Annotated in this window: 15 protein-coding genes; 6 read left to right on the top strand and 9 right to left on the bottom strand. The window is 72.2% G+C overall.

The window, feature by feature from the left end; all coding sequences use genetic code 11:
• Positions 1–4: 4 nt before the first annotated feature.
• Positions 5–469, top strand: a complete 465-nt coding sequence (soxR, locus tag ACZ470_RS33350; RefSeq protein ID WP_468433347.1) for a redox-sensitive transcriptional activator SoxR — start codon at positions 5–7, stop codon at positions 467–469.
• Positions 470–576: 107 nt separating this feature from the next.
• Here soxR and ACZ470_RS33345 read toward each other — a convergent pair whose 3' ends face one another.
• The 3 genes from ACZ470_RS33345 to ACZ470_RS33335 form a co-directional block, all read right to left on the bottom strand.
• A complete protein-coding gene (locus ACZ470_RS33345) occupies positions 577–1,644 on the bottom strand; it encodes an RNA ligase (ATP) (protein WP_468433346.1) in 1,068 nt (355 codons plus the stop codon).
• Between the two features lie 146 nt (positions 1,645–1,790).
• Positions 1,791–2,393, bottom strand: a complete 603-nt coding sequence (locus tag ACZ470_RS33340; protein ID WP_468433344.1) for a hypothetical protein — start codon at positions 2,391–2,393, stop codon at positions 1,791–1,793.
• A 443-nt stretch (positions 2,394–2,836) separates the two neighbouring features.
• Complete coding sequence (locus ACZ470_RS33335; protein WP_468433343.1) at positions 2,837–4,087, bottom strand: exo-beta-N-acetylmuramidase NamZ family protein; 1,251 nt, start codon at positions 4,085–4,087, stop codon at positions 2,837–2,839.
• Between the two features lie 167 nt (positions 4,088–4,254).
• On the opposite strand from ACZ470_RS33335, the gene ACZ470_RS33330 reads away from it, so the two are divergent.
• Genes ACZ470_RS33330 through ACZ470_RS33320 form a run of 3 tightly spaced genes read left to right on the top strand, consistent with a single transcriptional unit; the run spans position 4,255 to position 7,311 of the window.
• Positions 4,255–5,028 (top strand): SDR family oxidoreductase, encoded by a 774-nt coding sequence (locus ACZ470_RS33330; RefSeq protein WP_468433340.1) that lies wholly within the window; start codon positions 4,255–4,257, stop codon positions 5,026–5,028.
• Positions 5,025–6,689, top strand: coding sequence for a class I adenylate-forming enzyme family protein (locus ACZ470_RS33325; RefSeq protein ID WP_468433338.1), 1,665 nt, complete (start codon positions 5,025–5,027; stop codon positions 6,687–6,689). Before ACZ470_RS33330 ends, ACZ470_RS33325 begins: the two co-directional genes overlap by 4 nt.
• 28 nt (positions 6,690–6,717) lie before the next feature.
• Positions 6,718–7,311: a TetR/AcrR family transcriptional regulator gene (locus ACZ470_RS33320; RefSeq protein WP_466925739.1), complete on the top strand. Its 594-nt coding sequence runs from the start codon at positions 6,718–6,720 to the stop codon at positions 7,309–7,311.
• Here ACZ470_RS33320 and ACZ470_RS33315 read toward each other — a convergent pair.
• Positions 7,250–8,191 carry a LysR family transcriptional regulator gene (locus ACZ470_RS33315; RefSeq protein ID WP_468433336.1) on the bottom strand — a complete coding sequence of 314 codons (942 nt, stop codon included), beginning with the start codon at positions 8,189–8,191 and terminating at the stop codon, positions 7,250–7,252. The genes ACZ470_RS33320 and ACZ470_RS33315 overlap by 62 nt on opposite strands.
• Before the next feature lie 74 nt (positions 8,192–8,265).
• On the opposite strand from ACZ470_RS33315, the gene ACZ470_RS33310 reads away from it, so the two are divergent.
• The gene (locus ACZ470_RS33310) at positions 8,266–8,412 is read left to right on the top strand and encodes a hypothetical protein (protein ID WP_468433334.1); all 147 of its coding nucleotides are present in this window, start codon (positions 8,266–8,268) and stop codon (positions 8,410–8,412) included.
• A gap of 18 nt (positions 8,413–8,430) precedes the next feature.
• On the opposite strand, the gene ACZ470_RS33305 is transcribed toward ACZ470_RS33310, so the two are convergent.
• Both ACZ470_RS33305 and ACZ470_RS33300 read right to left on the bottom strand, forming a co-directional pair.
• Positions 8,431–9,645, bottom strand: coding sequence for an acyl-CoA dehydrogenase family protein (locus tag ACZ470_RS33305; protein ID WP_468433332.1), 1,215 nt, complete (start codon positions 9,643–9,645; stop codon positions 8,431–8,433).
• Between the two features lie 5 nt (positions 9,646–9,650).
• Positions 9,651–10,673 carry a phosphotransferase family protein gene (locus ACZ470_RS33300; RefSeq protein ID WP_468433330.1) on the bottom strand — a complete coding sequence of 341 codons (1,023 nt, stop codon included), beginning with the start codon at positions 10,671–10,673 and terminating at the stop codon, positions 9,651–9,653.
• Between the two features lie 412 nt (positions 10,674–11,085).
• Between ACZ470_RS33300 and ACZ470_RS33295 the strand changes: the two genes are divergently transcribed.
• Positions 11,086–12,015 (top strand): NADP-dependent oxidoreductase, encoded by a 930-nt coding sequence (locus ACZ470_RS33295; protein ID WP_468433328.1) that lies wholly within the window; start codon positions 11,086–11,088, stop codon positions 12,013–12,015.
• A 133-nt stretch (positions 12,016–12,148) separates the two neighbouring features.
• Here ACZ470_RS33295 and ACZ470_RS33290 read toward each other — a convergent pair whose 3' ends face one another.
• From ACZ470_RS33290 to ACZ470_RS33280, 3 genes are read right to left on the bottom strand one after another with little or no spacing between them, the layout of a single operon-like run.
• The gene (locus tag ACZ470_RS33290) at positions 12,149–12,493 is read right to left on the bottom strand and encodes a DUF202 domain-containing protein (protein ID WP_468433327.1); all 345 of its coding nucleotides are present in this window, start codon (positions 12,491–12,493) and stop codon (positions 12,149–12,151) included.
• Positions 12,490–12,882 carry a YidH family protein gene (locus ACZ470_RS33285; protein ID WP_468433325.1) on the bottom strand — a complete coding sequence of 131 codons (393 nt, stop codon included), beginning with the start codon at positions 12,880–12,882 and terminating at the stop codon, positions 12,490–12,492. Before ACZ470_RS33285 ends, ACZ470_RS33290 begins: the two co-directional genes overlap by 4 nt.
• A gap of 16 nt (positions 12,883–12,898) precedes the next feature.
• Entirely contained in the window at positions 12,899–13,420 is a 522-nt protein-coding gene (locus tag ACZ470_RS33280; protein WP_468433323.1) for an NUDIX domain-containing protein, read from the bottom strand.
• Between the last annotated feature and the right edge of the window lie 33 nt (positions 13,421–13,453).

The raw sequence follows: 13,453 nt of genomic DNA, 5'->3' as shown, positions 1-13,453 counted from the left end.
GGGAGTGCCTCAGATTCCCGAGAAGATCCACGAGCTCACCGTGGGCCAGCTGGCCGCCCGCAGCGGCGCCGCCGTGTCGGCCCTGCACTTCTACGAGTCCAAGGGCCTGATCAGCAGCCGTCGCACCCCGGGCAACCAGCGCCGCTACGCCCGGGACACGCTGCGCCGGGTCGCCTTCATCCGCGCCGCCCAGCGCGTGGGGATCCCGCTGGCCACGATCCGTGAGGCGCTCGCCGAACTGCCGGAGGAACGCACACCCACGCGGGAGGACTGGGCGCACCTCTCCGAGGTGTGGCGTTCCGAGCTGGACGAACGCATCCGGCAGCTGAACCGGCTGCGTGACCATCTCACGGACTGCATCGGCTGCGGCTGCCTGTCACTGGACACCTGCGTCCTGTCCAACCCGAACGACATCACCGGCGACCACCTCACGGGCTCCCGCCTGCTGGCCGAGAAGCGCAGCCGCTGACCCACAGCTGCGGGCAGTCGTGCCGCTGGGGCGGCACGGGTGGGTGCAGCGGCGCCCGGCAAGCGCCGGTGAGCATCCGTACCCCCGCGCCACCCACGGCACCCCGGTCACTCGTACTCCGTACCGCCCTTGCGGGTCAGATACGCCGGGCTCACGGCCTTCGCTATCGCCCGGCCCCCCGTCACCGCACTGTGGCGCTCCACGGCCGCCCGGATCACCACCCCCTCGCGCAGATGCAGCTCCCGCCCGGACACCGTCTCCCGCCCACTCGCGATCTCCAGCACCCGCTCACTGTCGTACGCCCCCGCGAACAGCCGCGGCACCAACGGCAGCCGCCCGTCCAGCAGTTCCGCCGCGTCCAGCCACCGCACCCGTCCGTCGATCTCCGCCGACACGTCGAACACGGCGTACCCGAGGGTGTCGCGCCGCCCGTCCGCGCCGTACGCCAGGTCCTGCACCCCCGCGCCGTACACCTCGCCGAAGATGCCGACCCGCCGGGCCCCCAGCCGCGCCGCGAGGCCGGCCGCGGCCTCGGCGACACCGTGACCGCGCACCGCCCGCCAGTACAGGTTGCGCGGGTCCTCCTTCAGTGCCAGCGACTTGGCGCCGAACCCCTTGGAGGAGACGTACACGCGGTCCTCCTCGGCGGCGTACGTCAGCAGGCAGGCCGTGCCGTGCACCTTCTCGGTGAGCACCACGGGCTCGCCGGGAGCGAAGATCCCCGGGTAGCGCTGGATGTTCTCGATGTCGACCCAGGGCAGCAGATCGGGCGCGGACTCCACCTCGCCGCTCATGGTCGGCGGGACCGGTGGCACCCACTTGGTGATGCCGAGCAGCTCCGCGAAGTCGGTGCCGTCGGCGGCGGCCCGTGCGAGGTCGACGTCCGCGAGCGCCCTCGGCCGGCACACGATGCCCTGCGACAGCTCGCCGCGCAGCCGGATCGCCTTGACCCGGTCGTGGTTCCCGCCCGCCAGGCGGCCGGTCAGGCCCAGCTCCTCGATCAGCGCGGCCGGCAGCACGGACTGCTCGGGGATGTAGACCGCGGCGTCACCCGTGCGGTACGCGCCCTTGGCGACGACGGCCCGGTACAGGCCCACCTGGGCCAGTTCGAGGGCGTCGGCACCCGGGTGTTCGTGGACGGTCAGGACTTCGGCGGTGACGCGCAGCGTCGACATCGGCACAGCTCCAGGGCTCTCAGAGGTGTCTCATCGCCCTCAACTGTCCGTGGAACAAAACGCTGGAACGACCGGTTTACGGCCTGCTACGGTCCCCGAGCCATCGGGGGTGCGGCATCCCCGGCGCACCTCCCGAGGCCCGTCGCTCAGGCCGACACCAGCAGCCTCGCCCGGCGGGCGTCCGCCAGGGCTCCGGGAGTGAGCACGGGACGCGGCACCAGGATTCCGCAGTCCGTGCAGACCGGGCCGGTCGACGGCTCGTGATCCAGGTCGTAGCGCCACATGAGCCGTTCCCCCCGGCACACGGGGCACGCCGTGCCCGGCTCGCGCTCCAGCGCCGCTATCAGCCGCCGCAGCACCTCGGCCAGGGGCTCGCGCGGATGCACCCGCGGATCGTCGCACCAGGCCACACCGAAACCGCCCCAGGTCAGCCGGTGCCAGTCGTCCACACTGCCCGGCCTGCGCAGCCCGTCGTGCTTCTCCTTCCTGCGGCGTTCGGCGAACTCCACCTCATAGGCCAGCCAGACCGCCCGGGCCTCCTCCAGCTCGTCCAGTGCGGCCACGAGCCGCGCCGGGTCGACGGAGCGGTCCTCGGGATCGAACCCGGCCCGCGAGCACAGATGGTCCCAGGTCGCCCTGTGCCCATAAGGCGCGAATCGCTCAAGGCACTTGCGCAGCGAATAGCGCCGCAGTGCCAGATCGCACCGTGGATCTCGGACCTGTCTCGCCAGACTCCGGAAACCGGCCATCGTCCTGCACCTCCGTCACACCTGCACCTGTAGTCCGGTCACTTCGGCGTCGTCGAACGGACGTCGCCGAATAGACGTATCGACACGCGAATCGGCTCCATCCTTCTTCCGATGGCCCCCATCAGCCGGCCGCGGGGACTCACGGGTCAACTCCCGTGATCCGTATTTCAGTTGTGGTCGTTCACGGGGATACCGGCGGTAAGCCGCTCCGTGTCCTCCCCGCAGGGAGGAGCCCCTCCTCGACAGCCTGAGAACTCCCCGCGGCTTCCACGGGTTCCTGAAGACGCCGCCGATATGCACTCCGGGTGCCGATCCGCCCGGCCCGCGGTACCGGCCGACGGCGGCCGGAATCGTGTCGTCGCAGGTCACAGCGTCGGCGATGGCCCGACACACGACGGCGGCGGGCCGCCACCCGCGACCCGCCGCCGTCCCGTACGACCCGCTCAGCGGTAGAGCAGGTACTCCCGGCGCGTCCTCCGGAACCCCGCCAGCTCCTCCTGCCAGCCGCCGACCACCTCGTCCGTGTCCGCGCCCGCGTCGATCATCGTCCGGACGAGCGTGGAGCCGGTGAGCTTGTCGATCCAGTTGTCCGCACGCCAGGCGAAGCCGCTCCACGACCGCTTGGCCGTGATCAGCAGCCCGATCCCCGTCCGCACCGGATCGAACGCCTCCCGGTCGTGCACATGCAGCTGGACGCCTCCGACGGTCTTCCCCTGGAACTTGGAGAACGTCGGCGCGAAGTACGCCTCCCGGAAGCGCACGCCCGCCGTCCCCAGCCCGTTCGCCTCGGCCGCCCAGCGCCCGTCGATCCCCTCCGCGCCCAGCAGCTCGAACGGCCGGGTGGTCCCGCGCCCCTCCGACAGGTTCGTGCCCTCGAACAGACAGGTCCCCGAGTACACCAGCGCCGTCTCCGGCGTGGGCATGTTCGGGCTCGGCGGCACCCAGGGCAGCCCCGACGCGTCATAGAAGTCCGACCGCTTCCAGCCCGACATCCGTACGGTCTCCAGTGGCACCGGTGCCGTCAGGAACTCCCCGTTGAACAGCAGCGCCAGCTCCGCCACCGTCATCCCGTGCGCCTGCGAGATCGGCTCCCGCCCGACGAAGGTCGCGAACTCCTTGTGCAGCACCGGGCCCAGCGCCGCCCGCCCGGACACCGGGTTCGGCCGGTCGAGGACCACGAAGGACTTGCCGGCGAGCCGCGCCGCCTCCATGCAGTCGAACAGCGTCCAGATGTACGTGTAGAACCGCGCGCCGACGTCCTGGATGTCGAAGACGACCGTGTCCACCCCGGACGCGGTGAAGATGTCGGCGAGCGCCTGACCGCTCTTCAGATACGTGTCGTAGACGGGCAGACCGGTCGCCGGGTCGTCGTAGCGGCCCTCGGAGCCCCCCGCCTGCGCGGTGCCCCGGAAGCCGTGCTCGGGGCCGAAGACCGCGATCAGGTCCACCCGGTCGTCGGCGTGCATCACGTCGACGATGTGCCGCACGTCCCGGGTGATGCCCGTCGGGTTGGTGACCACGCCCACGCGCCGCCCGTCGAGCAGCGCGTAGCCGTCCGCGGCGAGCCGTTCGAACCCGGTGCGCAGCCCGCGGCCACCCCCCTGCGCCGGGCCGGAAGCGGCGGCGGCCGGTGCGGCGGAGGCCGCCACCGCGGCCCCGGTGGTGGCGAGCAGGCTCCGTCTGGACAGCTTCATTCAGTGACCTCCGTGATCGCGGCGGGTGTCATGCCCACGCACGCTAGCGTGCGAGACCGCCCCGGGGAACGAACCGGACCGAGCCCGCGCCGAACACCTCTTCCACCGCGCATACCGACCGGTTAGTCTGACGCCGGAACCGCTGGGAGCCGCGTCGAAGGAGACCGATGGTGCAAGCCGTGCAGGGTGCGAAGGTGGTCGTCACGGGAGCCGGGGGCGGCATCGGAGCGGCGCTCGCCCGCCGCTTCGCCGCCCAGGGAGCACGGGTCGTCGTCAACGACCTGGACGCCGACCGGGCGAAGGCCGTCGCCGAGGAGACCGGTGGCATCGCCGTCCCGGGCGACGCCTCGGCGATCATCGCCGAGGCCCGTGACGCGCTCGGTGGGACGGTCGACGTCTACTGCGCCAACGCGGGCGTCGGCCGCGACGGCGGCGCGCCGGGCGACCCGCTCGACGAGCAGGGCTGGGCGCTCTCCTGGGACGTGAACGTGATGGCGCACGTCCGCGCGGCGCACGCCCTGCTCCCGGACTGGCTGGAGCGCGGCAGCGGCCGCTTCGTCTCCACCGTCTCCGCCGCCGGACTGCTCACCATGATCGGCACCGCCCCCTACAGCGTCACCAAGCACGGCGCCTACGCCTTCGCCGAGTGGCTGTCACTGACGTACCGCCACCGCGGGGTGAAGGTCCACGCGATCTGCCCGCAGGGCGTGCGCACCGACATGCTGGAGGCGAGCGGCAGCGCGGGCGACCTCGTCCTCAAGCCGACCGCGATAGAACCGGAGGACGTGGCCGACGCCCTCTTCCGCGGCATCGAGGAGGACCGCTTCCTGATCCTCCCGCACCCGGAGGTCGCCGAGTACTACCAGGCCCGTGCCGCCGACCCCGAGCGCTGGCTCTCCGGCATGAACCGCATCCAGCAGCACTGGGAGGCCGGCCGGTGACCGGCTCCCGCTACGCGGCCAAGCCCTGGCTGGCCCTCCTCACCGACGCCCAGCGCGCCCCCCTCGACCCCGCCCCCTCGCTGGTGCACGCCCTGCGCCGCGCGGTGGCCGAGACACCCGACCGCACCTTCCTCGCCTACTTCGACGGCCGCCTGACCTACCGCGAGGCCGACGAACTCAGCGACTCCGTCGCCGGCCACCTCGCCGCACGCGGCCTGGAGCGGGGCGAGCGCGTGGCGATCCTGCTCCAGAACTCCCCGCACTTCGTGCTGGCCCTGCTCGGCGCCTGGAAGGCGGGCGCGGTCGTCGTGCCCGTCAACCCGATGTACAAGTCGGGCGAGGTCACCCACGTCCTGCGCGACGGCGACGTGGCCGCGCTGATCTGCTCCGACCGGGCCTGGGAGTCGTATCTGCGCGACACGGCCGCCGGCTCGCCCGTACGGATCGTGCTCACCGGCTGCGAGCTGGACTTCCAGACGCGCGGCGACGCCCGCGTGCTGAACTTCGAGCGGCTCCCGCAGGCACCCGACGCCGACGACCTCACCACCGTCGCCCGCGAGGGCCGCACGGCCCCCGAGCACCGCGACCCCGCTCCCGGCGACACCGCGCTGATCAGCTACACCTCGGGCACCAGCGGCACGCCGAAGGGCGCCACCAACACCCACCGCAACATCATGTACAACGCGGAACGGCAGCGCACCGGGCTCGGCCTGCCCGAGGCGCCCGTGTACTTCGCGCTCGCGCCCCTGTTCCACATCACCGGGATGGTCTGCCAGCTCGGCGCCTGCCTCAACAGCGCCGGCACCCTCGTCCTGGCGTACCGCTTCGAGTCCGGTGTGGTCCTGGACGCCTTCGCCGAGCACCGGCCGCACTACACCGTCGGCCCGTCCACCGCCTTCATGGCGCTGGCCGCCCACCCCGACGTGCGCCGCGACCACTTCTCCTCGTTCCGGGTGATCTCCTCCGGCGGCGCCCCGCTGCCGCCCGCCCTGGTGGAGAAGTTCCGGGCCGGCTTCGGGCCGTACATCCGCAACGGCTACGGACTGACCGAATGCACCGCACCCTGCGCCTCCGTCCCGCCGCACCTGGAGGCGCCCGTGGACGAGGCGTCCGGCACGCTGGCCGTCGGCGTGCCGGGCCCCGACACCGTCGTACGGATCGTGGACGACCGGGGCGAGGACGTGCCCTTCGGCGAGCAGGGCGAGATCGTCGTGCGCGGGCCCCAGGTGGTGCCCGGGTACTGGCGGCGGCCCGACGCCACCGCCGAGACCTTCCCGGACGGCGAGCTGCGCACCGGCGACATCGGCTTCATGGACCCCGACGGCTGGCTGTACGTCGTCGACCGCAAGAAGGACATGATCAACGCGTCCGGCTTCAAGGTGTGGCCGCGCGAGGTCGAGGACGTGCTCTACACGCACCCGGCGGTGCGCGAGGCCGCCGTCGTCGGAGTGCCCGACGGCTACCGCGGGGAGACCGTCAAGGCCTTCATCAGCCTGCGCCCCGGCGCCGACACGGACCCGGCCGCGCTCGCCGCGTACTGCAAGGAGAGACTGGCCGCCTACAAGTATCCGCGCCAGGTGGAGATCCTGCCGGACTTGCCGAAGACGGCCAGTGGGAAGATCCTCCGGCGGGAACTGCGTTCCCTGACCCACGACAACTAGCAGCGACACGGAAAGGCGGGTGGCGGCAGTGCCCAGGACGACGGACGGTGACGGGACTCCTGTGCCGCAGCGGCTCCTGGCCGCCGCCACCCGGCTCTTCGCCGAGCAGGGCTACGACCGCACCTCGGTGCAGGAGATCGTCGAGGCGGCCGGCGTCACCAAGGGGGCGCTCTACCACTACTTCGGCTCCAAGGACGACCTGCTGCACGAGGTGTACGCGCGTGTCCTGCGCCTCCAGCAGGAACGCCTGGACCACTTCGCGGACTCCGACGAGCCGATCGAGAAGCGGCTGCGCGGGGCGGCGGCCGACGTCGTCGTCACCACGATCGAGAACCTCGACGACGCGTCGATCTTCTTCCGCTCCATGCACCACCTCAGCCCGGAGAAGAACAAGCAGGTGCGCGCCGAGCGCCGCCGCTACCACGAGCGCTTCCGCGCCCTGATCGAGGAGGGCCAGCGGGAGGGCGTGTTCTCCACGGCCACCCCGGCCGACCTGGTGGTCGACTACCACTTCGGCTCCGTGCACCACCTGTCGACCTGGTACCGCCCCGACGGCCCGCTCAGCCCTCAGGAGGTCGCCGACCACCTGGCGGACCTGCTGCTGCGGGCACTTCGTCCCTGACGCCCTCCGGGCGGCCCGTCAGATGATCGAGGAGGGCCGCCGCGGCCGGGTTGCGCGGCCGTGATCCCCGCCCGGCCAGCACCACCGTGCGCCCGGGATCGGGCTGCCGGACCGTGACGCACGGCAGCCCCGCCCGCTCACCGATCGGCCGGGGCACGAACGCCACCCCGATACCGGCCCGCACCAGATCCACCAGCAGCCCCGCCTGGGTGACGTCACAGGTGATGCGGCGCCGCAGCCCGCAGTGGGCCGCCAGCCGCCGTACGGCGGTCTCCAGACCGGTCCCCGCGCGGAAGTCCACGAACGGCTCCTCGGCCAGATCCCTGATCAGCGTCCGGCCGGCCGCGGCGAGCGGATGCCCCGGCGCGGTGATCAGCACCAGCTCCTCGTGCCAGGTGGCGTGCACCGTCAGCCCCTCCGGCAGCTCCCGCGCGTCCGGCGCGAGATACGCCAGGTCCAGCTCGCCCGCCCGCAGCGCCTCGGTCAGCTCGTCCACCGTGGCGTCCCGCACGGAGACCTGGACACCGGGGAACCCCTGATGGAAGGCGGCCAGTTCGGCGGGCAGATCGACGCAGGTCAGCGTCTGGATGGTGCCGATGGCCACCCGTCCGGCCTCCAGCCCCGCCACGGCCGCCACCGCCTCCCGCGCGGACCGCGCCCCGGCCAGCAGCGCCCGCGCCTGCGGCAGCAGCGCGCGCCCCGCCTCCGTGAGGACGACCCGACGGCCGGTGCGGTCGAACAGATCGGCGCCCAGCTCCCGTTCCAGATTGCGGATCGAGGTGCTGAGCGCGGACTGCACGATCAGCTCGGCGCGTGCGGCGGCGGTGAAGCTGCCCTCGGTGACGACCGCCATGAAATGACGGAGCTGACGGATCTCCATCCATTCATTCTAGAGATCGATCCCAGCGAAACCATCTGTTGGACCGCTGGGCGGGGGCTGCCGATCCTGAGGACATGGATCTCATACCGGCCCTGTGGACCACCGCCTACGCCCCCGACGCCCCCACCCCCGCCCGGCTGCTGGCCCGCCGGCTCCTGCGCCTGCACGACTTCCTGCGGGCACTGGCGCTGACGGACCACACACCGTCCGGCGGCTACTAGGGGTGTCTCCAGCGGGCCTTACAGGTACTTCTTCAGCTCCCGCCGCGCCAGCGACCGCTGGTGCACCTCGTCCGGGCCGTCGGCGATCATCAGCGTGCGGGCACCGGCGTACAGCTCGGCCAGCGGGAAGTCCTGGCTGACCCCGCCCGCGCCGTACAGCTGGATCGCCCGGTCGAGGATGCCGACGACCGTGCGCGGGGTGGCGATCTTGATGGCCTGGATCTCGGTGTGGGCGCCCCGGTTGCCGACGGTGTCCATCATCCAGGCCGTCTTCAGCACCAGCAGCCGCAGCTGCTCGACCGCCACGCGCGCGTCGGCGATCCAGTTCTGGACCACGCCCTGCTGTGCCAGCGCCTTGCCGAAGGCGTCACGGGACACCGCCCGCCGGCACATCAGCTCGATGGCCCGCTCGGCCATGCCGATGAGCCGCATGCAGTGGTGGATCCGGCCGGGACCGAGCCGGGCCTGCGCGATGGCGAAGCCACCGCCCTCCTCGCCGATCAGGTTCGCCACCGGCACGCGCGCGTGGTCGAAGACCACCTCGGCGTGTCCGCCGTGGTAGTGGTCCTCGTAGCCGAACACCTGCATGGCGCGCGTGATCGTGACGCCCGGGGTGTCGCGCGGGACCAGGACCATCGACTGCTGGCGGCGGATGTCCGCCCCGTCCGGGTCGGTCTTGCCCATCACGATGAAGACCGCGCAGTCGGGGTGCATGGCCCCGGAGATGTACCACTTGCGTCCGGTGATGACGTACTCGTCGCCGTCGCGTTCGATGTGCGTGGTGATGTTGGTGGCGTCGGAGGAGGCCACGTCCGGCTCGGTCATCGCGAACGCCGAGCGGATCTCACCGGCCAGCAGCGGCTCCAGCCACTGCTTCCGCTGCCGCTCGTCGCCGAACTGCGCCAGCACCTCCATGTTCCCGGTGTCGGGCGCCGCGCAGTTGGTGACGGTCGGCGCGATCTGCGGCGAACGGCCCATGATCTCGGCGAGCGGCGCGTACTGGAGGTTGGTGAGACCGGCGCCGTACTCGGAGTCGGGCAGGAACAGGTTCCACAGCCCCTGCCGGCGGGCCTCGGCCTTCAGCTCCTCCACCACGGGGACGTTCTTCCACGGCGAGTCCAGCCCGGCACGCTGCTCGTGGGCGACCGCCTCGGCCGGGTACACGTGCTCGTCCATGAAGGCGAGCAGCTTGGCGCGCAGCTCCTCGGTGCGCGCGTCGAACGCGAAGTCCATGTCCGTCAGCCTTCCTGAAGAGTGGTCAGACCGTGCTGGATGAAGACAGGGACCAGATCGCCGATGCGGTCGAAGCCGCGCCCGACCGTCTGGCCCAGCGTGTAGCGGTAGTGGATGCCCTCCAGGATCACGGCGAGCTTGAACCAGGCGAACGCCGTGTACCAGGACACCGTGGAGACGTCGCGTCCCGACCGCTCCGCGTACCGTTCGATCAGCTCGGCCGGCGTGGGGTGCCCGGGGGCCTCGGCGGTCGTGGAGACGGGGGAGTCGGGCATGCCCAGCGGCATGCTGTACATCACCAGCAGCCCCAGGTCCGTCAGCGGATCGCCGAGCGTGGACATCTCCCAGTCGAGGACGGCCTTGATCCGGTCGTCCGGTCCGATCAGCGCGTTGTCGAGGCGGTAGTCGCCGTGCACGACGGCCGGTGCGGGGGAGACGGGCAGATCGCGCCCGAGCGCGGCGTGCAGCTCGTCGATGCCGGCCAGCTCCCGGTTGCGGGAGGCGTCCAGCTGCTTCCCCCAGCGCCGCAGCTGCCGGTCGAGGAAGCCCTCGGGGCGGCCGAAGTCCGCCAGGCCCACCTCGCCGGGGTCCACCCCGTGCAGCTCGACGAGCGTGTCCACCAGGTTCAGCACGGCGTCCCGGGTGCGCTCCGGCCCGAGCGGGGCCAGCTGGCCGGCCGTCCGGTACGGGGTGCCCTCGACGAACTCCATGACGTAGAACGGCGCCCCGAGCACCTCCTCGTCCTCGCACAGCAGCACGGTGCGCGGCACCGGAACGGCGGTCGGGTGCAGTGCGCTGATCACTCGGTGCTCGCGCCTCATGTCGTGCGCGGTGGCCAGCACATGGCCGAGCGGGGGCCGCCGTACGACCCACTTCGAGACGGTGTCGGAGACCGCGTAGGTGAGGTTCGACCTGCCGCCCTCGATCAGCCGGCCGGAGAGCGGGCCGTTCACCAGGCCGGGCCGCTCCCGTTCGAGCAGGCCGCGCAGCCGGTCGAGATCGAGTCCGGGCGGGTGGTCGGGGCTCATCGTCGCTCCTACGGGCAGGTGAAGGGTACCCGCCATATGATGCCGACCGGTCGGTATGTCGTCCAGAGCGACGACCAAACGTGATCGGAGCCACGATAGGCGCTCAGGCCCTGCCGTCACATTCCCGCCTGCCCCAGGACGCCATGCACGCTCCCCCACTCTCGGCTTCGATCGAGCGGCAGGTGCCCCCACCGCCGCACCGGGCCCCGAGCCAAGTGCATCCAGTACGAGGCTCAGGGCCCGGCGCGGCGAGGGCACGCACCTGACGCCGCGAGGCCCGCCCGCCGGGCGGACGGCGGGAATGTGACGACAGGGCCTGGCCGTGTCCGCCCTTCGTCCGGCCGCCACGCGAATGGCGTATATCGAGCGATTCGGCTTGCACCGTGCGGGCGGACCCCGGAGGGTCGGAGCCATGAAGGCGATCAGCTACTCACGGTACGGCGGCCCCGAAGTGCTCGGACTCGGGGAGGTCGACGACCCCAGGGTCGGCCCCGACTCGGTGCTGGTGAAGGTGCGGGCGGCGGCCGTCAACCCGGTCGACTGGAAGTGCCGCGAGGGCTATCTCGACTCCCTCCTCCGGCCGGTGTTCCCGGTCGTCCCCGGCTGGGACGTCTCGGGCGTGGTCGTCCGGACCGGGCCCGCCGTACCGGAGTTCACCGCCGGCGACGAGGTCATCGGCTACGTGCGCGCGGACGTCCTCTCAGGCGGCACCTTCGCCGAGTACGTGGCCGCACCGGTGCGCACCCTCGCGCGCAAGCCGCGCAGGCTGTCCTTCGAGGAGGCGGCCGGCCTGCCCCTCGCGGGGCTCACCGCCTACCAGGTGCTGCACCGCGTCCTCGAGGTCAAGCGGGGCGAGACGGTGCTGGTGCACGCGGCGGCCGGCGGCGTCGGATCCATCGCCGTCCAGCTCGCCGCCCACGTCGGCGCCCGGGTCATCGGGACGGCGAGCGAGCGCAACCACGACTTCGTACGCGGCCTGGGCGGAGAGCCGGTCACCTACGGCGAGGGCCTGGCCGAACGGGTGCGGGGACTGGCCCCCGAGGGTGTAGACGCGGTGTTCGACTCGGTGGGCGGCGACGCCCTGAAGGTCTCCGCGAACCTGCTGGCCCCCGAGGGCCGCCTGGCCTCGATCACCGACCCCGAGGTGGTGAGCTACGGCGGCCACTACTGGTTCGTCCGCCCCGACCCCCAGGACCTCCAGCACCTGTCCGACCTGGCGGACCAGGGCACGGTGACGGTCCACGTCTCGGACACCTTCCCCCTGGAACAGGCGGCGAAGGCCCACGAACTGAACCAGCGGGGCCGCACCCGAGGCAAGATCGTGGTAACCCTGCCCGACTAAAAACTCAGCCTGTCCGGCATCAACCCAGCCCCTCCGGCGTTTGAGGAGCGGGGTCTGGGGCGGAGCCCCAGGTCGGGACGGGAAGGGGCGGCGGGGGCGAGAAAACCGGCGAGAAAACCGGCGAGAAAACCCCTCACCCCTCCACCACGAGCCCCGCCCCACCCGCCACCATCACGACCACGCACAGCACCGCCAGGGCGGCATACCGAGGCACCAGCCCCCCCGGCACACCGCCCGCCGCCAACGCCCGAATCCGCCGATGCGCCACCGCCAGAAACCCCAGCCAGCACACGCAGCACGCCACTCCCGCCAAGCCCCCGCCCACCGACACCCCACCCGCCAGCGCGGCCTTCCCCGCGAGCACCGCCACCACGGTCCCCGTCAACGTCGTACGCCGCCACGCGAGCCGAGTCCGCTCGGGCTGCAACCCGGGATCCCGCTCAGGAGGCCCCCCGGAGGCTGCCGCCGTCCCGCTCACCCCTCCCACCCCACCAGCACCACCACAACCATCACGACGGCCACGACCGCCACCACAAGGCTCAGCAGCGCGGGAAACCGCGACACCGGCAGGTCCTCCCCCCGCCGCATGGCCCGCTCGCAGCGCACCCAGTGGTTCACCGCCCGCAACGCGCACAACGCCCCCGCCGCCAGCAGCGCCAACGCCAGCCCGACCCGCCACCCCCACCGCAGATCCGGCAGGAACTGGTCCACGGCGAACCCGCCACCGATCAACGCGAGCGCGGTACGCAGCCAGGCGAGAAACGTCCGCTCGTTCGCCAGCGAGAACCGGTAGTCGGGCGTGTCGCCCTCCCCCCGCACCTCCCCGGGCGCGAACCACAGCCGAACATTCCGTACGAACTCGATCACCCCGTGACCCTACTGCTCAGCCGCGGGACCCGAGCGACCGATGCGCCCGGAGCCGCTCGTACGCGGCCAGCCCGTCCGGCACCCACTCCCACTCGCCCAGCCGCCGCTCCAGCTCCGCCTCCGGCAGGAAGTCCCCCCAGGCCACCTCCTCGGCCTGCGGCCGTACGGGCAGGTCGCAGCGGACCTCGTACACCGCCGACCACCAGCTGTGGCCCGCCCCGTCGTCGTAGAGGAACGTGAGGACGTGCTCGGGCCGGGGCAGCCCGGTCACGCCCAGTTCCTCCTCGGCCTCCCGCAGGGCCGCCTCGTCGTAGCCCTCGCCCGCGCCGACGACCCCGCCGACGAACATGTCGTACAGGGAGGGGAAGACCAGCTTGGTCGCCGTGCGGCGGTGGACGAAGACCCGGCCCTCGGTGTCCCTGGCCAGGACGAAGACGCAACGGTGGCGCAGCCCCCGCGCATACGCCTCGCCGCGCGGGGACCGCCCCACCACCCGGTCGTTCTCGTCGACGATGTCGATGATCTCGTCAGCACTCATGGGGCCATCCAAACAGCGCCGCCGACGCCCGCC

This window comes from Streptomyces sp. NPDC031111 (assembly GCF_055570675.1).
The sequence above is the reverse complement of the archived record's forward strand: the minus strand, read 5'-3'. Positions and strand labels throughout refer to the sequence as shown.

What these genes read in the sequence shown, in the direction of transcription:
- ACZ470_RS33305 (WP_468433332.1), bottom strand. Translation starts at nt 9,645, where the DNA reads ATGGACTTCGCGTTCGACGCGCGCACCGAGGAGCTGCGCGCCAAGCTG.
- ACZ470_RS33330 (WP_468433340.1), top strand. Translation starts at nt 4,255, where the DNA reads ATGGTGCAAGCCGTGCAGGGTGCGAAGGTGGTCGTCACGGGAGCCGGG.
- ACZ470_RS33310 (WP_468433334.1), top strand. Translation starts at nt 8,266, where the DNA reads ATGGATCTCATACCGGCCCTGTGGACCACCGCCTACGCCCCCGACGCC.
- ACZ470_RS33300 (WP_468433330.1), bottom strand. Translation starts at nt 10,673, where the DNA reads ATGAGCCCCGACCACCCGCCCGGACTCGATCTCGACCGGCTGCGCGGC.
- ACZ470_RS33315 (WP_468433336.1), bottom strand. Translation starts at nt 8,191, where the DNA reads ATGGAGATCCGTCAGCTCCGTCATTTCATGGCGGTCGTCACCGAGGGC.
- ACZ470_RS33280 (WP_468433323.1), bottom strand. Translation starts at nt 13,420, where the DNA reads ATGAGTGCTGACGAGATCATCGACATCGTCGACGAGAACGACCGGGTG.
- ACZ470_RS33340 (WP_468433344.1), bottom strand. Translation starts at nt 2,393, where the DNA reads ATGGCCGGTTTCCGGAGTCTGGCGAGACAGGTCCGAGATCCACGGTGC.
- ACZ470_RS33345 (WP_468433346.1), bottom strand. Translation starts at nt 1,644, where the DNA reads ATGTCGACGCTGCGCGTCACCGCCGAAGTCCTGACCGTCCACGAACAC.
- ACZ470_RS33295 (WP_468433328.1), top strand. Translation starts at nt 11,086, where the DNA reads ATGAAGGCGATCAGCTACTCACGGTACGGCGGCCCCGAAGTGCTCGGA.
- ACZ470_RS33335 (WP_468433343.1), bottom strand. Translation starts at nt 4,087, where the DNA reads ATGAAGCTGTCCAGACGGAGCCTGCTCGCCACCACCGGGGCCGCGGTG.